The organism is Rickettsia endosymbiont of Gonocerus acuteangulatus, from assembly GCF_964026435.1.
GTDB lineage: Bacteria > Pseudomonadota > Alphaproteobacteria > Rickettsiales > Rickettsiaceae > Rickettsia.
The window spans coordinates 1726514-1751478 of the sequence record NZ_OZ032147.1 but is presented as its reverse complement, the minus strand read 5'-3'; the positions used below and the strand labels follow the sequence as shown (position 1 = coordinate 1751478).

Genomic DNA, 24965 nt, shown 5'->3' with positions numbered 1-24965 from the left:
ATATGAGTAAAAAGCTTGAAAATATCCGTAATATCGGTATATGTGCTCATATTGATGCAGGTAAAACTACTACTACAGAACGTATTCTATATTATACAGGTAAATCCCATAAAATAGGTGAAGTTCATGAGGGCGGTGCTACCATGGACTGGATGGAACAGGAGCAGGAACGTGGTATAACAATTACCTCAGCTGCTACTACTTGTAGATGGCAAGATAAACAAATTAATATTATTGATACTCCTGGACACGTTGACTTTACTATCGAAGTAGAGCGTTCTTTACGTGTTCTTGATGGTGCTGTTGCAGTATTTGACGGCGTTGCAGGTGTAGAACCTCAATCTGAAACAGTATGGAGACAAGCTGATAAATATAATGTTCCTAGAATGTGTTTTGTCAATAAAATGGACAGAATGGGAGCAGATTTTTATAGATGCGTTGACATGATCAAGGATCGTTTAGGAGCAAAGCCTTTAGTTATTCAGTTGCCTATAGGTATTGAAGAAAATTTCAAAGGAGTTGTTGATCTTGTTAAAATGCAAGCAATAGTTTGGAAAGACGAGTCTTTAGGTGCTGAGTATTTTTATCAAGAAATTCCTGATGATTTAAAAGAAAAAGCAGAAGAATATCGTGCTAATTTGCTTGATATGGTTGTTGAGCTAGACGATAAAATCATGGAAAAATATTTGTCTGGTGAAGAAGTAACTGAAAAAGAGATTAAAAAATTAATAAGAAAAGGTACTATTTCTGCAGCTTTTTATCCAGTTTTATGTGGTAGTGCATTTAAAAATAAAGGTGTACAGCCGCTACTTGATGCTGTAGTAGATTATTTACCATCGCCTATTGATATTGCTACAGTAAAAGGCGTTGAAGTTAGTACAGGTGAAGAAAAAGATTTCCCTATTTCTGTGTCTGAGCCATTTTCTGCATTAGCATTTAAAATTATGAATGATCCATTTGTTGGTTCATTAACTTTTATTAGAGTGTATTCAGGTAAGATTACTTTCGGAACAACTGTTATTAATACTGTAAAAAATAAGAGAGAGAAAATAGGTAGAATGCTATTAATGCATGCTAATAACCGTGAGGATGTAAAAGAAGCATCAGCAGGTGATATAGTAGCATTAGCAGGTCTTAAAGATACTACTACTGGTGATACATTATCAGATGAAGATAAAAAAGTAATTCTAGAAAGAATGGAATTCCCTGAGCCAGTTATTGTGCTTGCAGTAGAGCCTAAATCAAAGGTCGATCAAGAAAAAATGGGGCTAGCTCTTTCTCGTTTAGCAGCTGAAGATCCTTCATTTAGAACTTCAACTGATCAAGAAACAGGTCAAACTGTTATTAAAGGAATGGGAGAGCTCCATTTAGAGATCATCATCGATCGTATGAGAAGAGAGTTTAAAGTTGAAGCAAATATTGGAGCTCCTCAAGTTGCATATCGTGAAACAATTACTAAAGCTTGTGAAATAGATTATACCCATAAAAAGCAATCAGGTGGTGCAGGACAATTTGCTCGTGTAAAAATTATTTTTGAACCTCTAAAAGATGTAAAAGATCTAAAAGAAGAAGATAAAAATAGGAGCTTTATTTTTGAAAGTAAAATTGTTGGTGGTGCTGTACCTAAAGAATATATTCCTGGTGTAGAAAAAGGATTAAATAACATTAGAGAAACAGGCGTAATTGCAGGTTATCCTATGATCGATTTTAAAGCTACATTAATTGATGGTGCTTTCCATGATGTGGATTCTAGCGTACTTGCGTTTGAAATTGCAGCAAAAGCAGCATTTAGAGAGGGAATGCCTAAAGGTAATCCTAAATTACTTGAACCTATTATGAAAGTTGAGGTGATTACACCAGATGAGTATATGGGTGATGTTATTGGTGATCTAAATAGTCGTAGAGGACAAGTTCAAGGTATGGAGCCAAGAGGTAATGCTCAAGTGATTAAGGCATATGTTCCTTTAGCTGAAATGTTCGGTTATGTTAATACGCTTAGATCTTTATCACAAGGTAGAGCTCAGTATAGCATGGTGTTTAATCATTATGATCAGGTACCAATTCAAGTTGCGGATACTATTAAAGCTAAAAAATAATATTTATTATTAGCTTAAAATTAAAAATATTATATTTAAATAAAAAGGTTTTCAATAAATTTTGTTGATTTTTTATTTAAAATATGATAGGAGTGTAGCTCAATTGGTAGAGCACCGGTCTCCAAAACCGGAGGTTGCGGGTTCGATGCCTGTCGCTCCTGCCATTACAAGTAATAGGGCTTTTTACTATAAAATGACTTAATAAATATGTTTAAAGAGTATAAAATATATAAGTTTTTTGAACAAGTTAAACAAGAAGCTTATAAAGTAGTTTGGCCCACTAAAAAAGAGTTAACTGCTTCGACTTTAGTAGTCATAGTAGCGGTTTTTGTTTTTAGCCTAATTTGTTTAGTGCTCGATTATGGTATACATAATATAATGCAAATTTTACTTAACATCGGTAAATAAGTTATCAAGGAATAAATTGTGGCAGAACAAAATATAGATAATATATTGTCAAATTCTGAAAAAGATACAAAAAAATGGTATGTTATACATACTGCTTCAGGAGCAGAAAATCGTATAAAACGAATGATGCTTGAGAGAATTAGCAAGCAAAAACTGTCAGATTTTTTTGATGATATATTAGTACCAGTTTTTGGTGTTTCCGAAGTTAAACGCGGTAAAAACGTCAAGGTAGAAAAAAAATTAATGCCTAGTTATATTCTAATAAAAATGAATATGACAGATAAATCTTGGCATTTAGTAAAAAATATACCAGGAGTAACAGGCTTTTTAGGTAGTAAAACTACTCCAAAAGCACTTACGGAAAGCGAGATACAGAATATTAGATTAGAAACTGAAGCTCAAGAAGCAAAAGATGCGAAATTATATGAGGTCGGTGAAATAGTAACTGTTACAGAAGGACCTTTTGAAACCTTTACAGGCACTGTAGAAGAAGTAGACCAAGAAAAAGCTAGATTAAAAGTTTCAGTATCAATATTTGGCAAAGCAACCCCGATAGAGTTGAGCTTTACTCAAGTAAAGAAAAACGACTAATGTAAATAAATTGTAGATAAATAAAATTATTATTTGATTATATTTAAAGATAAAAGAAGTTTTAAGGCTATAATTAAGAGAGAAAAGAAGGATATTTGTAAATGACACAAAAAAAAATAGAAGGTCATATTAACTTGAATGTAAATGCTGGTGAAGCTACCCCTGCTCCTCCTATAGGACCGGCATTGGGGCAAAGAAAAGTTAATATCATGGAATTTTGTAAAGCTTTTAACGCTGCTACACAAAGTATTGAAAAAGGGACACCTCTTCCAACTGTTATTACTATATACGCAGATAAAAGTTTTACTTTTATAGTTAAAACACCGCCGGCATCTTATCTTATAAAGAAATTTGCTAAAGTTAAAAAAGGGTCTGGTGCTACTAAAAAAGAAGCCGTAATAGGTAAAATCACTATTGATGATTGTCGTGAGATTGCAAAGTTAAAAATGCCTGATTTAAATACAAAAGATATTAAAGCTGCAACAAAGATTATTTGCGGAAGTGCGGCATCTATGGGAATTGAAGTTGTAGGGAATTAATTATTATGTCAAATAACAAAGATGTTGCTATAAAATCTAGCGGCGGTAAGAAAATAAGAGAAGCACGCGTTAAAGTAAAATTGGATAGTTTATATAATTTAACAACTGCGGTTGAGAGATTAAAATCTGCTTCTTATGTTAAATTTGATCCAACTTTAGAAATAGTTATGAAGCTTGGAATTGATCCAAGACATTCTGATCAAATGGTACGTGGTGTAGTGAATTTACCAGCAGGAACAGGTAAGACTGTAAGAGTTGCCGTTATTTGTAAAGAAGAAAGAGAAGAAGAAGCTAAAGCTGCAGGTGCAGATTTAGTAGGTTCAAGCAACATTATCGATGAAATTAAAGCTGGTAAGATCAATTTTGATGTATGTATAGCTACTCCTGATATGATGGCAGCTATAGGTTCAGTTGCAAGAATTTTAGGACCAAAAGGTTTAATGCCAAATCCTAAACTTGGAACTGTGACATTAGATATTAAAGGTGCTGTTAAGAATGCTAAAAGCGGTCAAGTAGAATATAGAGCAGAAAAAGCAGGCATAATTCATGCAGGTCTTGGAAAATTATCTTTTTCAGATCAAGATTTATTAAAAAATTTGAAAGCGTTTATTGATGCAGTAATTAAAGCAAAGCCTACTGGAGTGAAAGGAAGTTATTTAAAAGCAATATATTTATCTTCTACTATGGGGGCATCAGTACAAATAGATTTAGCTAGTATAGCATAAACTAAATTTAATACATTTGAGTCTATATTTTTTAGCTATCTAACTTATTGATTTATGCAAAGTCTAATATATATAATAAACTTATTTGTACTAAATTTTATAAATATAGCTTAAAGTAAAACTTCAAATATTAATCTAAATTTTTGTAAGTAGACTAATAAAGTATAAAAAAATAGCTATCTTAATAGATAATAAGTTATTAAGAAAAATATAGAAACATCTCAAATGTTGTAACAAGGAGAATTAATAAAGTGTTAAGATCAGAAAAACCGGAAGTTGTAGAAGAAATAGCAAGTATTTATAAAGATTCACCATCTGTAATCGTTGCTCATTATCACGGATTAACTGTTAGTGAAGTCAATTCACTTAGGGAGTCTCTTAAGTCTAAGGATGCAGGTTTTAAAGTTGTAAAAAATACTTTAGCAAAAATAGCAGCAAATAAAGCAGGTATTGATGATATCGTAAGCTTATTTTCGGGTCCTACCGCTATTGTTTATTCTAAAGAACCGGTTGAAATGGCAAAGTTAGTAGTTAATTTTGCTAAAAGCAATAAAAATCTTAAGATTGTTGGCGGTATAGTCGATAAACAAGTATTAAATGAACATTCAATAAAAGAACTTTCTAAGTTACCTTCATTAAATGAGCTTAGAAGTAAAATTGTTGGGTTATTACAAGCTCCGGCTACTAAGATTGCAGGCGTTTTACAAGCACCGTCTTCAAGCTTAGCCAGGGTAATACAAGCAAATGCTAGTAAAAATTAATTCAGATAATAATATATAATAAGTAAAAAGGAAAAAATTATGGCAGATTTAGCTAAAATTGAAGAACAATTATCATCTTTAACATTAATGCAAGCAGCTGAGCTTGTAAAAATGTTAGAAGAAAAATGGGGTGTATCTGCAGCAGCACCTGTAGCTGTAGCAGCTGCTGCCGCTCCTGCTGCTAAAGCAGCTGCTGAAAAAACTGATTTTGAAGTAGTTTTAGCTTCTAGCGGTGATAAAAAAGTGGAAGTAATTAAAGTTGTAAAAGAAATTACTGGTCTTGGTTTAATTGAAGCTAAAAAATTAGTTGATGAAGCTCCAAAGCCAATTAAGAGCAACGTGAAAAAAGCAGAAGCAGAAGAAATTAAAAGTAAACTAGAAGCTGCTGGAGCAAAAGTAGAATTAAAGTAATTTTATTTTTATAATAAATTTTTTACGTTAATATAAAATTTAAAATTGCTTATTAGAATTTTTAAAAGCCTTATTTTAGTAGTTAAATTTAAATAAGGCTTTTAGCTATTTTGTTAATGGATTGCTTTTTTATAAAGTAATTTGTTAGCAATTTCTAGTAATTAACGCTAAGTTAAAAATTACCATTAAAAGTTTTTATCAAAATTATCTTCATTTAACAAAAATTTTAGTTAATGTATTTAAGTTATAAAAGTGTAATACCATATTTACGTAACTTAAACCTTAAGCATTAAAATATATACACTTTGAAAAGTGTTAATAATGCAGATTTTAAGATAAGAATTTAATCTTAAATTTGACTAAAAAGATTAGGGTTCTGGCAAGATTTGTCCTTAATTAAATGAAGATTTACCGTAAATTATATTAAAAAAATTTACAGTATAAAAATGATAGCAAAAGCCACCTTAAGCTATTATTTCCTTGTTTTTATCAGTATTAAGACAGATTTTTAAAATCTTATTTTAATGCTTGCGTTAATAAAGTTTAATAATAAGTCTATTAAGTTTCTTTAACTGTTAACTTCAATGTTGATAGTTAATTTTTTATCAGTCAGGAGATTATATGGTTTCATTAAGGGATAATATTGAAGTACAACCCTTGTCACATAATAAAAGAGTAAGAAAAAATTTTGGTCATATAAATTTAGTAGCAGATATACCGAATTTGATTGAAATTCAAAAAAATTCATATGAAAAAAATTTTCTACAGCTAGATACAAAAGATTCCGAAAGAAAAAATAAAGGCTTACAATCTATATTAAATTCAATTTTTCCTATCTCTGACCCTTCTAATATAGCTAATTTAGAATTCGTTAAATATGAATTTGATACTCCAAAATATGATGTAGAGGAATGCACTCAAAGAAGCTTAAGCTATGATTCTGCTCTTAAAGTAACCTTAAGATTAAGTATCTGGGATATAGACGAAGATACTGGAAGCCGAGAGATTAAAGGTATCAAAGAACAGCAAGTATATATGGGTAATATCCCATTAATGACTAAAAATGGTACTTTTATCATCAATGGTACAGAAAGAGTAGTTGTATCGCAAATGCATCGCTCACCTGGGGTGTTCTTCTATCATGATGAGGGCAAGGTTCATTCTTCTAGAAAACTTTTATATTCTGCACGTGTAATTCCATATAGAGGATCATGGCTTGATTTAGAGTTTGATGCTAAAGATATTATTTATTTTAGAATAGATAGAAAAAGAAAACTTTATGCTACTACTTTGCTTAAAGCAATAGGCATGAGTACAGAAGAAATTATAAAATTTTATTATGATTCAGTAAATTATAAAGCTGTTAAAAATAAGGGGTGGGCAGTTAAATTTATGCCTAGCCATATTACTGCACATAGATTAACAAGTGATTTAATAGATGCTGATACGGGAAATGTTTTGCTTAAAGCAGGACAAAAAATTACTCCTCGCTTAGCTAAAAAATATGCTGGGGAAGGACTTAATAATATTTTAGTATCTCATGAGGCTTTAATTGGTAAATATTTATCTGAGGATTTAAAAGATCCTGAAAGTGATGAAATATTAGCAAAAATTGGTGAAATGGTTACTGTTGAGTTACTTAGTGTAATTAGTGATCTTAAAATTAAAAATATTAGCGTATTAGTAATTAATCCTCAATCCGGTCCATATATAAGAAATACTTTATTTTCTGATAAAAACCAAGATCGTGAATCAGCATTATTTGATATTTTTAGAGTATTAAGACCAGGAGAGCCTGCTAATATTGAAGCTGCTGAAAGTTTATTTTATAATTTATTCTTTGACCCTGAAAGATATGATCTTTCAGAAGTAGGTCGAATAAAAATGAATTCAAGGTTAGAACTAAATATCTCTGATGAAACTACAGTTTTAACTACAGACGATATAAAAAATATACTAAGGGTTTTAGTAGAACTTAAAGATGGCAAAGGGATTATAGACGATATTGATCACTTAGGTAACAGAAGGGTTAGATCGGTTGGTGAATTGATAGAAAATCAATTCAGGATCGGTCTTGTTCGAATGGAAAAGTCAGTGGTTGAAAGAATGTCGGCAGGTGATATTGATACAGTAATGCCTCACGATTTAGTGAATTCTAAGATCTTGGTTTCAGTAGTAAAGGAATTTTTCAGTACTTCGCAATTATCTCAATTTATGGATCAAACAAATCCATTATCTGAAATAACTCATAAAAGAAGATTATCAGCATTAGGTCCTGGTGGTCTTAGTCGTGATAGAGCCGGCTTTGAAGTGCGTGACGTGCATCCAACTCACTACGGTCGTATTTGTCCTATTGAAACACCTGAAGGTCAAAATATCGGACTAATTAACTCTATGGCAACTTATGCTAGAATAAATAAGCATGGTTTCATAGAAAGCCCATATAGAAAAGTCAAAGACGGACATGTAACCGATGAAGTAGTATATCTTTCAGCTATTGAAGAAGGGAAGTATAAGATCGGTCAAGCAAATTCTAAGGTTGATAAAGACGGAATATTGCAAGGCGAATTTATTAATTGCCGAGTTGAAGGTGGCAATTTTGTAATGGTAGAGCCGCATGAAGTGGACTTCATTGATGTAACGCCTATGCAGGTTGTATCTGTTGCAGCTTCTCTTATACCGTTCTTAGAAAATGATGATGCTAACCGTGCTTTGATGGGATCAAACATGCAAAGGCAAGCGGTTCCTTTAATTAAAACTGATGCACCTTTTGTGGGTACAGGAGTTGAGGGTGTAGTAGCAAAAGATTCTGGAGCATCTGTACTTGCATTAAATGATGGTATAGTTGAACAAGTAGATTCAAATAGAATTGTAATTAGAGCTATTGGTCAAAAAACCGAAAGTGCACCTTCAGTTGATATTTATAACTTATTAAAATTCCAAAAGTCTAACCATAATACTTGTATCAATCAAAAGCCTTTAGTTAAGGTAGGTCATTATGTTAAGAAGAATGATATTATAGCTGATGGACCTAGTACCGATAATGGTGAAATTGCTTTAGGCAGAAACGTTTTAGTCGCTTTCTTGCCTTGGAATGGATACAATTTTGAAGATTCAATTTTAATATCAGAGCGAATAGTAAAAGAAGACGTATTTACTTCTATCCATATTGAAGAGTTTGAAGTAATAGCAAGGGATACTCGCCTTGGTCCTGAAGAAATCACGCGTGATATACCGAATGTAAGTGAAGAAGCACTTCGTCATCTTGATGAGGTTGGAATAATTTATGTAGGTGCAGAAGTAAAAGCAGGTGATATTTTAGTAGGGAAAGTAACGCCGAAAAGTGAATCACCTATTACTCCTGAGGAAAAATTACTGAGAGCTATTTTTGGAGAAAAAGCTTTTGATGTGAAAGATTCCTCTCTACATGTTCCGTCCGGAGTTAGTGGAACAGTAGTAGAGGTAAGAGTATTTTCTCGTCGAGGTGTTGAAAAAGATCAGCGTGCTATTGCTATCGAAAAGCAGCAAATTGAAAAACTAGCAAAAGATCGTGATGATGAATTAGAAATTATCGAGCATTTTGTATTTGGTTGGCTTGAAAAGCTTTTAGTAGGGCAGGTAAGCATTAATGGTCCTAAGACAGTGAAAGCTGGGCAAACTATTACAAGCGAAATATTAAAAGGTTTATCTAAAGGACAACTTTGGCAGTTTACTGTTGAAGATGCAAATGTAATGAATGAAATAGAACAGCTCAAAAGTCATTATGATAGTAAGAAAGAAGCTCTTAATAAAAGGTTTGCTACTAAGGTAGAAAAATTACAAAGTGGAGATGATTTACCTCAAGGTGCTTTAAAAGTTGTAAAAGTATTTATTGCAACTAAGCATAAATTACAGCCTGGTGATAAGATGGCAGGAAGACACGGAAATAAAGGTGTTATTTCACGTATTGTGCCAGAAGAGGATATGCCATTCTTAGAAGATGGAACTGTAGTTGATATTGTTCTCAATCCTTTAGGTCTTCCTTCTCGTATGAATATAGGGCAGGTGCTTGAAACTCATCTTGGTTGGGCATCAGTGAATCTAGCAAGAAAAATAGCAGGTTTAGTAGAAGAATATAAAACTAACCATGTAAGTATTGAAAAGATTAAAAAGTTTTTAATCGAGCTATATGGTAAAAATATTAACCATATACTTGAAAAATCTGAAGAGGAAATTATTTCATTCTGTAATGAAGCTGCTAAGGGAGTATATTTTGCAACTCCAGTATTTGATGGTGCAAAAGTTGAAGACGTTAAGGATATGCTAAGGCTTGCAGGTCAAGATCTTTCAGGGCAAGTAAAGCTAATTGATGGTAAAACTGGGGAGTATTTTGATCGCCTAGTAACTGTAGGACAAAAATATTTATTAAAGCTACATCACTTGGTAGATAATAAAATTCACTCTCGTTCTATAGGTCCTTATAGTTTAGTGACTCAGCAACCTCTTGGAGGAAAATCGCATTTTGGTGGTCAGCGTTTTGGGGAAATGGAATGCTGGGCATTACAAGCATATGGAGCTGCTTATACGTTACAAGAAATGTTAACTGTTAAATCAGATGACGTAAATGGTAGAATTAAGATTTATGACTCTATAGTGCGTGGTGAAAATAATTTTGAATCTGGTATTCCTGAGTCATTCAATGTGATGATAAAAGAATTTAGATCTTTATGTCTTAATGTAAAACTTGAAGTGACATCTTAAGAATCATTAAATCTCTTTTGGGTATATTCCCCGCCGCTTGCGGCGTAATATGGCGGAATGAGCAAATATATACATAAAAGTCATAATGTTACGGTACTGCTGTATCACATGGTATTTCCAGCAAAATATCGCCGAGCAGTGTTTGACGTATCAGTTGATCAAGTATTACGAGAAATATGTTTAGAGATAGAAAAGAGATATCAAATAAAATTTTTAGAAATAGGGGTTGATGAAGATCATGTCCATTTTTTGGTACAATCTGTACCAACCTATAGCGTAACAAAAATAGTAACAACAATTAAAAGTGTTACAGCTCGTCAAATATTTAGACAGTGTCCACAGGTAAAGAAACAATTATGGGGTGGAGAATTTTGGACTGATGGATATTTTACGAGTACGGTAGGTAAGCATGGAAATGAGAATATGATAGGAAAATACGTAAAAAACCAAGGCAAGGAATATCAGAAACTGCATGAGGATCATCAGCTAGCTTTCTTCTAAAATACCCCGCTGCTTGCGGCGGGGATTACTTTTATTAGGAGGAGTATATAATGCTGCTCTTGAAAGAAAAAAATTATACTCACACAACGACTCTAATAAAGAAGTATAATGCAGATACTTCAAAATTTGGAAGCAAATAAGCAGTGAGGCTTAGAAAATTACGTGAGCACAAGCCCCCAAATCTTGAAGCATCAAAGGTATAAAGAGCAATTTTAAGGAAAAAGTATTTATGAGTGTAGTAAATTTTTACGGACAATTAAGTAATACTCAACAATTTGATCAGATAAGAATTAATATAGCAAGTCCAGAACAAGTACGTTCATGGTCTTTTGGTGAAGTAATAAAACCTGAAACTATTAATTATCGTACTTTTAAGCCTGAGAAAGATGGTTTATTTTGTGCAAGAATTTTTGGTCCAGTAAAAGATTATGAATGTCTTTGCGGCAAGTATAAGCGAATGAAAAATCGTGGTATTACTTGTGAAAAATGTGGCGTTGAGGTTACTGTTTCTAGGGTAAGACGTGAAAGAATGGGGCATATTGAACTTGCGGCTCCCGTTGCTCATATTTGGTTTCTAAAGTCTCTTCCTTCAAGAATTAGTACGCTTCTTGATATGACGATGCGAGATATAGAAAAAATTCTTTATTTTGAAAATTATGTGGTAGTTGATCCTGGATTATCTATTCTACAAAAAGGTGAGCTTTTAACTGAAGAAGAACTGCAAAAAGCAAAGGATAAATATGGGGAAGATGCATTTACTGCGTCTATCGGTGCAGAAGTAGTACAGCAAATGCTAAAAGAGCTTGATTTCCCAACATTAAAGCAAGAGCTGTACGAAGAACTACAAAATACGACTTCAGAAGTAAAAAAGAAAAAGTTAGTAAAGCGTTTAAAATTAGTAGAGGACTTTTTAGAATCTGAAAATAAGCCAGAATGGATGATTATGAACGTGTTACCGGTCATGCCTCCTGAACTTAGACCACTTGTTATGTTAGATGGTGGAAGATTCGCTACTTCAGATCTTAATGAGCTTTATAGAAGAGTAATTAATAGAAATAATCGTCTAAAGAAGCTTATAGAGTCAAAAGCACCTGATATAATTGTTAGAAATGAAAAAAGAATGCTGCAAGAAGCAGTGGATGCGTTATTTGATAACGGACGCCGTGGTAGAGCAGCAAAAAATGCTAATAAGCGTCCGTTTAAATCATTAAGCGATATGCTAAAAGGTAAGCAAGGTCGTTTCCGTCAAAACTTACTTGGTAAAAGGGTGGACTACTCAGGACGTTCAGTTATCGTAGTAGGACCGGAGCTTAAACTTCATCAGTGCGGTTTACCTAAAAAAATGGCTCTAGAATTGTTCAAGCCGTTCATTTATTCAAAGCTTGAATTATATGGTATTGCTACAACTATTAAAGCAGCTAAAAGAATGGTTGAGGCTGAAAAGCCTGAAGTTTGGGATGTGCTTGAGGAAGTTATAAGAGAACACCCTGTATTACTTAACAGAGCTCCGACATTGCACCGTTTGGGTATTCAGGCATTTGAGCCGTTATTAATCGAAGGTAAGGCAATACAGCTTCATCCGCTTGTTTGTGCCGCTTTCAATGCGGACTTTGATGGTGATCAAATGGCTGTACATATTCCTTTATCGATTGAAGCCCAGCTTGAAGCTAGGGTATTTATGATGTCTACTAATAATATTTTAAGCCCTGCTAATGGACGTCCTATTATTGTACCAGATAAAGATATAGTACTCGGCTTATATTATTTAACGCTTGCTTTTGATCATGAGGTAGGCGAGGGTATGATGTTCTCAGACCTAACTGAAATGGAGCATGCTCTATATAACAAATTTATAACGATTCATACTAAGATAAAATATCGTCGTAATCAGTTAAATGCTGAGGGCAAAATAGTTCCTGTAATAGTTGATACTACTTATGGAAGATTAATGGTTGGTGAGTTATTGCCTTCTAATCCTAACATAGAATATAAGTTTATTAATAAGCCTTTAACTAAAAAGGATATATCTCTAGTAATAGATTTAGTCTATCGTCACTGCGGTCAAAAAGCTACAGTAATTTTTGCTGATCAGTTAATGAAGCTTGGTTTCAAATATGCTTGTTCTTCAGGTATTTCTTTTGGTATGGATGATATGGTTGTACCAAAATCTAAAATTGTTCATATCGATAAAACTCAGCTTGAAATCAAGGAATTTGAGCAACAATATTCAAATGGTTTAATTACTTACGGCGAAAAATATAATAAAGTAATTGATGCATGGTCAAGATGTACTGATAGAGTCGCTAATGATATGATGAAAGAAATTGCTAAGCCACCTGTTAGTGATGATTCAAATCAACAGAAGATAAACTCTATATATATGATGGCTATTTCAGGTGCTAGAGGGTCTTTCCAGCAAATTAAACAGCTTGGTGGTATGCGTGGACTTATGACTAAATCAAATGGTCAAATTATACCAACACCTATTATCGCTAACTTTAAGGAAGGATTAACAGTATTTGAATGCTTTAACTCTGCTAACGGAATGCGTAAAGGACAAATAGATACGGCTTTAAAAACTGCAAGCTCAGGTTACTTAACAAGAAAATTAGTAGATGTTGCACAAGATTGTATTATTACTGAAAAAGATTGTAACACCGATAAGGGTATTGAAGTAAAGAGTATTATAGAGGGTGGTGAAGTAATAGTGCCTTTAGCTGAAATGATTCTAGGTCGTACGGCAGCTATTAATATATATCATCCAGTAACTAATGATTTAATTCTCACCAAAGGTGAATTAATTAATGAGTCTAAATTAGAGCAAATCGAGTCTGCAGGTTTAGATAGAATTATGATTAAGTCAGTACTAACCTGTAAAAGTTCCACCGGTATATGTGTTATATGTTATGGTAGAGATCTTGCTACCGGTTCGTTAGTTTCCGAAGGGGAAGCTATAGGGGTGATTGCTGCTCAATCTATCGGTGAGCCAGGTACACAGCTTACAATGAGAACTTTCCATATCGGAGGAGCAGCAACGAAAGGAGCAGAAGTTTCTTCTGTAGAAGCTTCATATGATGCAAAAGTAAAAATTCTTAGCCGTAACGTGGTGATTAATTCCGAAGAACGAAAAATTGTTATGAGCTGTAACTGTGAGTTATTATTACTTGATAATAATGGTAATGAAAAAGCTCGTAGTAAAATCCCATATGGTGCTAGATTACTTGTCGATGAGGGTGATATGGTTACCAAGACGCAAAAGCTTGCAGAATGGGATCCATATACCATACCTATTATTACTGAAAAATCTGGTAAGGTATTATTTAAAGATATGGTTGAGGGGATTTCGGTTCGTGATGTAACTGATGAAGCAACTGGTATTCCAAGCAAAGTTATCATCGAATCAAAACAATATTCACGTGGAGCCGAACTAAGACCACGAATCCAGCTTCTTGACGCTAAAGGTGAAATTATTATGTTATCAAATGGTTTAGAAGCAAGATATTATTTACCAGTTGGAGCGGTTTTAAGTGTAGAAGATGGGGTACAAATATCAGTAGGTGATATAATTGCACGTATTCCTAAAGAGTCAACTACTACTAAGGATATTACGGGTGGTTTACCAAGAGTAGCCGAGCTTTTCGAAGCAAGACGTCCAAAAGATCATGCAGTGATTGCTGAGATAGATGGTCGAGTAGAGTTTGGTAAAGATTATAAGTCTAAGAGACGTATTATTATACACCCAGTTGATGGTTCAATGGGTCTTGAGTATATGGTGCCAAAAGGTAAGCATGTTGTGGTTAATGAGGGAGACTTTGTTAAGAAAGGTGACTTATTAATTGATGGTAATCCAGTACTTCAGGATATTTTAAAAGTGATGGGTGTAGAGCTTCTTGCAAGCTATATTGTTAAAGAGGTTCAGGCTGTTTATCGTCTACAAGGTGTAAAAATTGATGATAAGCACATAGAAGTAATTATTCGTCAGATGTTACAGAAAGTAGAAATAACAGACTCAGGCGGTACTACATTATTAGTAGGTGAGAAGATAGATCGACGTGAATTTGACGAAATAAATGAAAAAGCAATTAAGAATGGTTTAAGACCTGCTGATGCTCAGTTAATATTACAAGGTATTACTAAGTCTTCTCTGCAAACTAGATCATTTATATCTGCTGCATCATTCCAAGAAACCACTAGGGTTTTAACTGAAGCTGCTATCGCTGGTAAGGTTGATAAGCTACGAGGACTTAAAGAGAATGTTATAGTTGGGCGTTTAGTACCTGCAGGAACAGGTTTCTTTATGGATAAAATGCGTAAAGTAGCAGCAAAACTTGACGAAGAAAATGCTTAAGGTTAGAAAGCAATCTCATAAGGAAATATATTCCTGAGGTTGCTTCGTCAAAATTCAGCTGTTAATTAAAAAAGATATAGAATCTTATTATATTAACTAAAGATAGTATTATCCGCTTTTTTCTCAACGGATAATACTGAAGTAGTAATTATTTCCCCTTTTCTACACTTGGCTTACATAATAATTTGCCTAAACATAAAAATGAATATATCCCACAAAAACCAATAATTATATAAAGTAACTTAACAATAATTGGAAATGAACCAAATAAAAGTGTTACTAGGTTAAAATTGAATAATCCAATTAGCCCCCAATTTATAGCACCTATAGAAGATAGTGTCATTGCTAAAATAAAAGGGACCAGTAAATTGCACGAAAAAGGGACCAGAGAAGTTGGTGTGACCTAATAAGGTTAATGTGCAATATTCACTAGATAATTAAGCAAGTAAATATCTAGTGATACAATGATAAGAATAAATATGTATACAACAATTATCACCCTTTATAAACAAGGCAATAGTCAAAGGAATATTGCCAAACTAACAAGAACAGACCGCAAAACAGTACGAAAAATAATAAACCGCTATGTAGAGGCTGGTACAGAATCCCCAGCAATCTATGAACGATCTTCAGTTTTGGATTTTTGGCACGAAAAAATAATTGAGTTATTAGAAAAAAATCTGAGTTACATAAGAATTTTTGAGGAGTTAAAAAATCAAGGTTATACAAGCAGTTATACTTCTTTGACCCGTTATATCAAAAAATATAAAATTAAGGATAACAGTTGCATTCGTTTTCATACTTTAGCAGGAGAGGAAGCACAAGTAGATTTTGGTGACATAGGCTTACAGTATAATTCTAAAGGGCGTAGAGTTAAAGCATATGTATTTAATATGCGTTTAAGCTATAGTCGCCTTGATTATTATGAAGTAGTGTTTGATCAAAGTTGTCAAACATGGATTCAATGTCATATCAATGCATTTAATTATTTTGCTGGTAGTCCAAAAGTAATAAAACTTGATAATCTTAAAGCTGGAGTAGTAGATGCCAATTTTTATGAGCCAGTATATCAGAAGGAATATAAGTGCTTAGCTGATCATTATGGAATTTTACTTTCTCCTTGTCGAGTGTATCAACCGCAAGAAAAAGGCAAAGTTGAGTCGGGAATAAAATACGTTAAAAATAATTTTTTTGCTGGTCGTAAATTTGATAGATATGAAGAATTAACAAATGGTCTTGCAAATTGGTTAAATAAGGCCAATAGCCGAATACATGGTACTACTAAGAGAATACCTAGAGAACTGTTTGAGCAAGAGGAAAGAAGTAGTTTGATTCCTTTACCATTAGAAACTTTTGATTTGTCATCTTGGCATAATCGAAAAGTAGCAAAAGATTGTCATATTACCATAGATAATAATTATTACTCTGTACCAGCAAAATATATATACAGTGAGGTAATGGTACAATTGTCCCCAAAACTTGTTCAAATATTTTCTATACAAAATGATTTAATAGCAAGACACGTTAGAACAGAGGGCAAGGGGATATTTACCACTAATCCGTCTCATTATGCTAAATACAAACGTCTATGCCCAGGTTTTATAGAATATAGTGAACATTATCAACAACAAATGCAGCAGATAGGGAATAATTGCAGTTTATTATTAGAATCATTACAACAAACAAGAGTGAATGATTGGCAACGTTGTGCACGAGGTATCATTTCTTTACGTAAGGTTTACAATGATGACTTAATAGATAAAGCCTGTCATAGAGCACTACATTATGGTATAAGTTCTTACTCTAAAATTAAGAATATTTTAAATAGTAATGCAGTAAACTTACCATTACCAGAGTTTGGAGGTAATAATGCAGAACTTATTTAATGACCTACGAAGCTTTAGATTATCAGGTATAGTCAATAGTTTAAATGAAAGGATTATTTATGCTCAAAATAATAAACTAGGATTTAAAGAATTTCTATCACTATTATGTGAAGATGAAAAATCTAACCGTAAGGATAATAATTACCGTCGCCGTAAAAGTGCTGCTAAATTGCCGGTAACTAAAAATTTAGAAGACTTTGATTTTAATTTCCAACCAAGTGTTGATGCCAAAGTAATAAGTGATTTATCAACTTGTGATTATATTAATACTAAGGGAAATGTAATATTCATAGGTGATTCAGGAACTGGGAAAACTCATCTTGCCATTGGGCTAGCATTAAAAGCTTTAACACGAGAATACTCTGTATATTTTACTACGGTATCGGATATGCTTTATAATTTACATATTGCAAGAGCAGATAATAGTTATCACAAAAAGGTTAAATTACTCCTATCGTTTGATTTATTAATTCTTGATGAGCTCGGGTTTAAGCAATTGCCAAAACATTCAGTAGAAGACTTTTTTAATATTATTGCTAAACGATATGAAAATAAATCTACCATTATTACCACAAATGTCATTGCTAAAATAAAAGGGACCAGTAAATTGCACGAAAAAGGGACCAGAGAAGTTGGTGTGACCTAATAAGGTTAATGTGCAATATTCACTAGATAATTAAGCAAGTAAATATCTAGTGATACAATGATAAGAATAAATATGTATACAACAATTATCACCCTTTATAAACAAGGCAATAGTCAAAGGAATATTGCCAAACTAACAAGAACAGACCGCAAAACAGTACGAAAAATAATAAACCGCTATGTAGAGGCTGGTACAGAATCCCCAGCAATCTATGAACGATCTTCAGTTTTGGATTTTTGGCACGAAAAAATAATTGAGTTATTAGAAAAAAATCTGAGTTACATAAGAATTTTTGAGGAGTTAAAAAATCAAGGTTATACAAGCAGTTATACTTCTTTGACCCGTTATATCAAAAAATATAAAATTAAGGATAACAGTTGCATTCGTTTTCATACTTTAGCAGGAGAGGAAGCACAAGTAGATTTTGGTGACATAGGCTTACAGTATAATTCTAAAGGGCGTAGAGTTAAAGCATATGTATTTAATATGCGTTTAAGCTATAGTCGCCTTGATTATTATGAAGTAGTGTTTGATCAAAGTTGTCAAACATGGATTCAATGTCATATCAATGCATTTAATTATTTTGCTGGTAGTCCAAAAGTAATAAAACTTGATAATCTTAAAGCTGGAGTAGTAGATGCCAATTTTTATGAGCCAGTATATCAGAAGGAATATAAGTGCTTAGCCGATCATTATGGAATTTTACTTTCTCCTTGTCGAGTGTATCAACCGCAAGAAAAAGGCAAAGTTGAGTCGGGAATAAAATACGTTAAAAATAATTTTTTTGCTGGTCGTAAATTTGATAGATATGAAGAATTAACAAATGGTCTTGCAAATTGGTTAAATAAGGCCAATAGCCGAATACATGGTACTACTAAGAGAATACCTAGAGAACTGTTTGAGCAAGAGGAAAGAAGTAGTTTGATTCCTTTACCATTAGAAACTTTTGATTTGTCATCTTGGCATAATCGAAAAGTAGCAAAAGATTGTCATATTACCATAGATAATAATTATTACTCTGTACCAGCAAAATATATATACAGTGAGGTAATGGTACAATTGTCCCCAAAACTTGTTCAAATATTTTCTATACAAAATGATTTAATAGCAAGACACGTTAGAACAGAGGGCAAGGGGATATTTACCACTAATCCGTCTCATTATGCTAAATACAAACGTCTATGCCCAGGTTTTATAGAATATAGTGAACATTATCAACAACAAATGCAGCAGATAGGGAATAATTGCAGTTTATTATTAGAATCATTACAACAAACAAGAGTGAATGATTGGCAACGTTGTGCACGAGGTATCATTTCTTTACGTAAGGTTTACAATGATGACTTAATAGATAAAGCCTGTCATAGAGCACTACATTATGGTATAAGTTCTTACTCTAAAATTAAGAATATTTTAAATAGTAATGCAGTAAACTTACCATTACCAGAGTTTGGAGGTAATAATGCAGAACTTATTTAATGACCTACGAAGCTTTAGATTATCAGGTATAGTCAATAGTTTAAATGAAAGGATTATTTATGCTCAAAATAATAAACTAGGATTTAAAGAATTTCTATCACTATTATGTGAAGATGAAAAATCTAACCGTAAGGATAATAATTACCGTCGCCGTAAAAGTGCTGCTAAATTGCCGGTAACTAAAAATTTAGAAGACTTTGATTTTAATTTCCAACCAAGTGTTGATGCCAAAGTAATAAGTGATTTATCAACTTGTGATTATATTAATACTAAGGGAAATGTAATATTCATAGGTGATTCAGGAACTGGGAAAACTCATCTTGCCATTGGGCTAGCATTAAAAGCTTTAACACGAGAATACTCTGTATATTTTACTACGGTATCGGATATGCTTTATAATTTACATATTGCAAGAGCAGATAATAGTTATCACAAAAAGGTTAAATTACTCCTATCGTTTGATTTATTAATTCTTGATGAGCTCGGGTTTAAGCAATTGCCAAAACATTCAGTAGAAGACTTTTTTAATATTATTGCTAAACGATATGAAAATAAATCTACCATTATTACCACAAACAAGGATTTTGAAAAATGGAATGAAATATTTGCTGATGAAGTATTAACTCATGCAATTATTGATCGAGTGGTACATCATGCTCATATACTAAACATAAAAGGTAAAAGTTATCGTATTAATAACTATAAATCTGGAGGTAATATGGCATAAAAATTTTTAAATATAGTGGTTCCTTTTTCGTGCAATTTACTGGTCCCTTTTTAATTGACAATGACACACAAACAAGGATTTTGAAAAATGGAATGAAATATTTGCTGATGAAGTATTAACTCATGCAATTATTGATCGAGTGGTACATCATGCTCATATACTAAACATAAAAGGTAAAAGTTATCGTATTAATAACTATAAATCTGGAGGTAATATGGCATAAAAATTTTTAAATATAGTGGTTCCTTTTTCGTGCAATTTACTGGTCCCTTTTTAATTGACAATGACAAGATAGTAAATGTATAGTAGTGATAAGTGGATTACTAGAAGTATTTATTAGCATATTTTGCTCTCCATATTATTGATGTTTAAGTAAATCTAGACTTCAAAACAATTTACCATACAATTATAATTTCCTATTTTTAGATAGATGTCCATTAAAATTTTTATATTTGTAAAATTATTTTACAAGTTATTAATTTTTCTTAAATGTTTGGTATATTACAGGGATAACAAAAATTGTAAATATAGTGCCAATGCTTAAGCCACCAACTATTACAAGACCAATAGAATTACGGGCACTAGCTCCCGCACCTGTTGCAAAAATTAGTGGTATACTACCTAAGACAGCAGCAAGTGTAGTCATTAAAATTGGTCGCAGGCGAAGAGTACAAGCTTCTATTATAGCATTTCTAATATTTGCTCCTTTTTCTCTTAGTTGGTTAGCAAATTCTACTATCATAATAGAGTTCTTAGTGATTAGCCCAATTAAAGTAATAAGCCCGATATTACTATACATATTAAGGCTGTTACCTGAAATCCAGAGAGCAAGCACGCCACCGGTTATAGAAAAAGGTACGGCAAGTAATATTAATAACGGATCAACAAAGCTTTCGAATTGTGATGCAAGCACTAAATAAATGAATATAAGAGCAAAGCCAAATGTCATAAGCATATTACTATCTGCTTCTTTCATTTGTTTAATTTCTCCGATATATTCGAGTATAGTATTACTCGAATCAAGTAAGTTAGCTGCTATTTTATTAATTTCGTTAATCGCATCTTCAATTTTGCTATCAGGGCTAAGGTCGGAAGAGATGGTAACAGATTTTGAGTTGTTATAATGGCTATATGATTTTACGGATATTTTTTCTGTGATATTAGCTATTGATTCAAGGGGCAACATATTATTATTCTTTGTTGGTATCAGAATTTTACTAAAATCACTAATGCTACTGCGGTCTTTTTGATTAAATTGCAGCATCACTTCATACAGATCGTTACCTTTTCTAAAGTCACCTACTTGTTGACCTGCCAGTAAATACTGCACTGTTTTACCAATGTTTGCCATATTCGTTCCATATAAATAAGCTTTATCACGATTAATTTCGATAGCAATAGTTGGCATTGCTGATTGTAGGTTTCTATTAACATTAGAAAAAATCGGGTTTGCTTTCATTATATCTATAAATTGCTGTGATATTTTATCTAAATCATCATATTCAAGATTTGTTTGAATAGTAAATTCGATAGGGCTACCTCCGCCACTACTGACGATTGAGCGAGGATCCATAGCAAAAACTTTCATACCTGCTATCTCGGAAAATTGCTTATTCAGCATATTCTTAATTGTTTCTTGCGATCTAGAACGCTGCTTCCAATCTTTTAATGGTACAAAAGAAAGGACATTATCACTACCGTCTGCTCCTATTACCATTAAGTAACCTGCTATGTCTTTGTAATTAGCAAGGATTTTCTCGGCTTCTATTACTACTTCAGTAGAATGTTCTAAGCTAGAACCTTCCGGTCCTTTGAAAGATAGTTGCAGGAATCCATCATCTTCTTGGGGTATAAAGGTTTTTTTCACAAATTTAAAACTGATGATTAATACCACAAATGATGCAGCAATAATTAGGACAAATTTCTTTTTATTATCAAAAGTTAGGTTTAGGTAATGAATATATCTATCCTGTATTAATTGTAAAAGCTCATTAAATTTAACTAAAAACTTAAGAGTCGGAGCGTTATGTTTAGTAATCATACGACTTGACATCATAGGCGTTAAGGTTAAGGCTACAAATCCTGAAAATAAAATGCAAAACGCTAAAGTCCATGCGAATTCTATGAATAATTTCCCAACAAACCCATCTATAAATCCAACAGGTAAAAATACAGCAGCAAGTGTAATAGTCATTGCAATAATTGCGAACCCTATTTCTTTAGATGCGAGCAATGCCGCCTCCATAGGTTTATGACCCATTTCATTGTATCTAAATATATTTTCAAGCATAACTATTGCATCATCTACCACAAGTCCGATTGCAAGGATCATGGCAAGTAGCGTAAAGATATTGATAGAAAACCCCATAGCATACATTACGCTGAAAGTACCTATTAACGATACAGGAATAGTAACAAATGGAATTAAGGTGATTTTAGCAGAGGCAAGAAATAAATATGTTACTAAAATCACTAATATTAAAGCTTCAAAAATGGTTTGAAATACTGCATAAATCGAGGCTCTAACGGGTTTTGCTCCATCATACGCAATATTTAAGCTTATTCCTTTAGGAATTGACTCTTTTACTTTTTCAATTTCTTTTGTAACATCGTTTGATAAATCTATAACATTAGCCTTAGATTCTTTGATAAGTCCAAGAGCAATAGAATTTTTCCCATTATACCTAAATAATACTTCATTATCTGGAGCAGTTAAATATACTTTAGCTATATCTCGTAGTTTGATTATACTATTATCTTGGACTTTTATTATAATATTGCCAAATTCTTCGGGAGTAGACAAAGAACCTTCAAGAGTTACTATAAAATTATTTATTCCTGTTTTAATATTGCCGGCAGGATAATCTTTATTTTGCTCTCTTATGGCAACCTCAATATCTAATAAAGAAATTTTATGTTGATATAATTTTTTAGGATCAGGCTCTATCCTCATTATATATTCGTTACCACCATAAATTTGTGACTGTCCTACGCTTTCTAGTTTATCTAAAGGAGTTTGCAAGTAATCTTCAACAATTTTTGTTAATTCTAAATCGTTATATTGTTCACTTTCAACGCTTATAAAAAGACTTGGAAAGCTATCAGCATCAAGCTTTGCAACTGAAGGTGCTTTCATATCCTGCGGAAACATATAAGTTATATCGGATATTTTAGAGCGTACATCATTTAATGCCACTTCAATATCTGTAGATAATAAGAAAGATAAAGTAATACTACTTTGCCCAGTGCTACTTTGTGAAGTTATATAATCTAGGTTTTTAACTGTTTTTAAAGCCTTTTCTATTCGGGTTGTTATTTCTTTTTCCATATATAAAGCATCAGCACCAGCATAAAAAGCATTGACGTTTATAATAGGAATTGAAATATCTGGCGTACCTCTAATTTGTAGCTTAGTGAAAAAAATTGTTCCAAGAACTAAAATAACTAAACTTAAAACAGTTGCAAATACCGGACGTTTTATGCAAATTTCAGATAATAACATTTGATTTGATGTTCTCTTTGATATATTTATTGTAAATTTTTACTTGAATTATTTAATTATATCCAGCTTTAAAAGCATAACTGATGTAAAATGGCTACATTTTTTTTATTAGTTATATAATTATATATATCTTTAAAACTTTATAAATAACGGATATTTGCAGTAAACTAAGACGTTTGTTATAATTAAATAACCTAGTTAAAAAATAAAAAAATATATTGATGTGCATTATTGCTAGTTGTATATATTGTACTACAACAGTAATGTATTAACCCATTAAAAGAGAGTTGATTTCTTATGAGTACACAACCTAAAAAAATGAATAAAACAGAATTTATTGCTTTTATGACTGAGCATGGTCATCACCATAAGCATCAGGGGCATAAATCATTTACAAAAGCTGATGCAGAAAAGGCACTTAACTGGGTGCTTGAATCTATAATTTCTGCTACTAAACATCAACATAGTGTTAATATCACTAGTTTTGGTTCGTTTGGAATACAAAGTAGAAAATCAAGAGAAGGTCGTAATCCAAAAACAGGAGCAAAAATGACCATACCTGCTTATAAGCAACCTGTATTTAAAGCTGGAAGTAAACTTAAAAAAGCTTGTAATAATAAGTAACTTATATTTTTTTCCTATAGTTAGTACCACAGTTAAGCCTTAGGTACAGTCGTAGGACTGTTAGCAGTCCTATAGCTTTAGTAATATAATTATGTTTCAAGGATCAGGGCATTAAAGGAAGCCTTAACTATTAGTTTATATGATAATTGAGCATCTAGAGTTTAGTTTAAAATATAAAAAGCTACATAATAGCTGGCTTATTGAAGCAGAAAATATAGAGCAAGCTTTAAAAGATATAGAGAAATTTGTATGTTCAAAGCTTTTAAAGAATAATATTCCTCTTGAAAATAATCCAGATTATCATCTTATTGTTAGAGAAGTTTCTGCTACGTCTAATGTTAAGAATATCTCTATCGAGCAAATAAGAAAATTACAGGAGTTCTTAAGTAAAACTTCTGCAATTTCAGGATGTAAGGTTGCCGTAATTTATTCGGCAGATCTTATGAATCTGAACGCAGCAAATTCATGTTTAAAGATTTTAGAAGACACGCCTAAAAATAGTTATATATTTTTGATTACTTCAAGAGCTTCAAGTATAATTTCTACGATCAGATCAAGGTGTTTTAAAATTAGTACTAAATCGTTTGAAAGTCATTCTGAAGAAGAATTATATTCTAAATTTATTCAACCTATCGCAGATAATGAAAACTTAAATTCTAAATTAGAGTTTATTAAGCAATTTAACGCTAAAGATAGAGAGTTATGGTTAGATTTTACTGATAATATACTCCTATTAATGAATAGAATTCTAAAAAAATCTTCAAATATTGATATTGTGTTTTCTGATTTAGAAAATAAAATATTTCATGCATTACCGAATCGTAACCTTTCTTATCTAATTCAAAAATTTGCTGACATAAAAAAGCTAATATATAATACAATCGATTATGATTTAGACTTAAAAGCTAGTTATATATTAGTGATGGAAGAATTTTCTTAAGGTATCTATTCATCAAATATGGTGTTAATAAGTACAGTATT

At 32.3% G+C, this 24965-nt stretch carries 19 protein-coding genes and 1 tRNA gene; 18 read left to right on the top strand and 2 right to left on the bottom strand.

Features of this window, described 5'->3' with window-relative positions:
- Window positions 1-2: 2 nt before the first annotated feature.
- The 11 genes from fusA to rpoC all read left to right on the top strand — a co-directional run bounded on the left by fusA (window position 3) and on the right by rpoC (window position 15120).
- Complete coding sequence (fusA, locus tag AAGD55_RS10820; protein WP_341791470.1) at window positions 3-2096, top strand: elongation factor G; 2094 nt, start codon at window positions 3-5, stop codon at window positions 2094-2096.
- A gap of 88 nt (window positions 2097-2184) precedes the next feature.
- Window positions 2185-2260: transfer RNA gene (locus AAGD55_RS10815), tRNA-Trp, on the top strand.
- 43 nt (window positions 2261-2303) lie between these two features.
- Complete coding sequence (gene secE, locus AAGD55_RS10810; RefSeq protein WP_341791469.1) at window positions 2304-2504, top strand: preprotein translocase subunit SecE; 201 nt, start codon at window positions 2304-2306, stop codon at window positions 2502-2504.
- 18 nt (window positions 2505-2522) lie between these two features.
- Window positions 2523-3095, top strand: coding sequence for a transcription termination/antitermination protein NusG (gene nusG / locus AAGD55_RS10805; RefSeq protein ID WP_341791468.1), 573 nt, complete (start codon window positions 2523-2525; stop codon window positions 3093-3095).
- Between the two features lie 101 nt (window positions 3096-3196).
- Window positions 3197-3634, top strand: a complete 438-nt coding sequence (gene rplK, locus AAGD55_RS10800; RefSeq protein WP_341791467.1) for a 50S ribosomal protein L11 — start codon at window positions 3197-3199, stop codon at window positions 3632-3634.
- A 5-nt stretch (window positions 3635-3639) separates the two neighbouring features.
- The gene (gene rplA, locus AAGD55_RS10795) at window positions 3640-4359 is read left to right on the top strand and encodes a 50S ribosomal protein L1 (RefSeq protein ID WP_341791466.1); all 720 of its coding nucleotides are present in this window, start codon (window positions 3640-3642) and stop codon (window positions 4357-4359) included.
- A 251-nt stretch (window positions 4360-4610) separates the two neighbouring features.
- Window positions 4611-5120 carry a 50S ribosomal protein L10 gene (rplJ, locus tag AAGD55_RS10790; RefSeq protein ID WP_341791465.1) on the top strand — a complete coding sequence of 170 codons (510 nt, stop codon included), beginning with the start codon at window positions 4611-4613 and terminating at the stop codon, window positions 5118-5120.
- A gap of 39 nt (window positions 5121-5159) precedes the next feature.
- Window positions 5160-5531: a 50S ribosomal protein L7/L12 gene (rplL, locus tag AAGD55_RS10785; RefSeq protein WP_341791464.1), complete on the top strand. Its 372-nt coding sequence runs from the start codon at window positions 5160-5162 to the stop codon at window positions 5529-5531.
- 621 nt (window positions 5532-6152) lie between these two features.
- Window positions 6153-10271, top strand: a complete 4119-nt coding sequence (rpoB, locus tag AAGD55_RS10780; protein WP_341791463.1) for a DNA-directed RNA polymerase subunit beta — start codon at window positions 6153-6155, stop codon at window positions 10269-10271.
- A gap of 57 nt (window positions 10272-10328) precedes the next feature.
- Window positions 10329-10772 (top strand): IS200/IS605 family transposase, encoded by a 444-nt coding sequence (tnpA, locus tag AAGD55_RS10775; RefSeq protein WP_341790826.1) that lies wholly within the window; start codon window positions 10329-10331, stop codon window positions 10770-10772.
- Window positions 10773-11001: 229 nt separating this feature from the next.
- Window positions 11002-15120, top strand: coding sequence for a DNA-directed RNA polymerase subunit beta' (gene rpoC, locus AAGD55_RS10770; protein WP_341791462.1), 4119 nt, complete (start codon window positions 11002-11004; stop codon window positions 15118-15120).
- A gap of 148 nt (window positions 15121-15268) precedes the next feature.
- Here rpoC and AAGD55_RS10765 read toward each other — a convergent pair whose 3' ends face one another.
- Window positions 15269-15463 (bottom strand): DUF378 domain-containing protein, encoded by a 195-nt coding sequence (locus AAGD55_RS10765; protein WP_341791461.1) that lies wholly within the window; start codon window positions 15461-15463, stop codon window positions 15269-15271.
- Between the two features lie 136 nt (window positions 15464-15599).
- On the opposite strand from AAGD55_RS10765, the gene istA (AAGD55_RS10760) reads away from it, so the two are divergent.
- The 5 genes from istA (AAGD55_RS10760) (at window position 15600) to AAGD55_RS12460 (ending at window position 20081) form a co-directional block, all read left to right on the top strand.
- Entirely contained in the window at window positions 15600-17006 is a 1407-nt protein-coding gene (istA, locus tag AAGD55_RS10760; RefSeq protein ID WP_341790850.1) for an IS21 family transposase, read from the top strand.
- A complete protein-coding gene (istB, locus tag AAGD55_RS10755; protein WP_341791460.1) occupies window positions 16990-17652 on the top strand; it encodes an IS21-like element helper ATPase IstB in 663 nt (220 codons plus the stop codon). The genes istA (AAGD55_RS10760) and istB (AAGD55_RS10755) overlap by 17 nt, the downstream gene beginning before the upstream one ends.
- A gap of 72 nt (window positions 17653-17724) precedes the next feature.
- On the top strand, window positions 17725-19131 hold the full coding sequence (gene istA / locus AAGD55_RS10750) for an IS21 family transposase (RefSeq protein ID WP_341790850.1): 1407 nt from the start codon (window positions 17725-17727) through the stop codon (window positions 19129-19131).
- A complete protein-coding gene (gene istB, locus AAGD55_RS10745; protein WP_341790851.1) occupies window positions 19115-19858 on the top strand; it encodes an IS21-like element helper ATPase IstB in 744 nt (247 codons plus the stop codon). The genes istA (AAGD55_RS10750) and istB (AAGD55_RS10745) overlap by 17 nt, the downstream gene beginning before the upstream one ends.
- A 97-nt stretch (window positions 19859-19955) precedes the next feature.
- The gene (locus AAGD55_RS12460) at window positions 19956-20081 is read left to right on the top strand and encodes an ATP-binding protein (protein WP_410526137.1); all 126 of its coding nucleotides are present in this window, start codon (window positions 19956-19958) and stop codon (window positions 20079-20081) included.
- A gap of 252 nt (window positions 20082-20333) precedes the next feature.
- On the opposite strand, the gene AAGD55_RS10740 is transcribed toward AAGD55_RS12460, so the two are convergent.
- On the bottom strand, window positions 20334-23360 hold the full coding sequence (locus tag AAGD55_RS10740) for an efflux RND transporter permease subunit (RefSeq protein WP_341791459.1): 3027 nt from the start codon (window positions 23358-23360) through the stop codon (window positions 20334-20336).
- Window positions 23361-23678: 318 nt separating this feature from the next.
- Between AAGD55_RS10740 and AAGD55_RS10735 the strand changes: the two genes are divergently transcribed.
- Both AAGD55_RS10735 and AAGD55_RS10730 read left to right on the top strand, forming a co-directional pair.
- On the top strand, window positions 23679-23984 hold the full coding sequence (locus tag AAGD55_RS10735) for an HU family DNA-binding protein (protein ID WP_341792592.1): 306 nt from the start codon (window positions 23679-23681) through the stop codon (window positions 23982-23984).
- A gap of 139 nt (window positions 23985-24123) precedes the next feature.
- Entirely contained in the window at window positions 24124-24924 is an 801-nt protein-coding gene (locus tag AAGD55_RS10730; protein ID WP_341791458.1) for a DNA polymerase III subunit delta', read from the top strand.
- Window positions 24925-24965 lie beyond the last annotated feature (41 nt).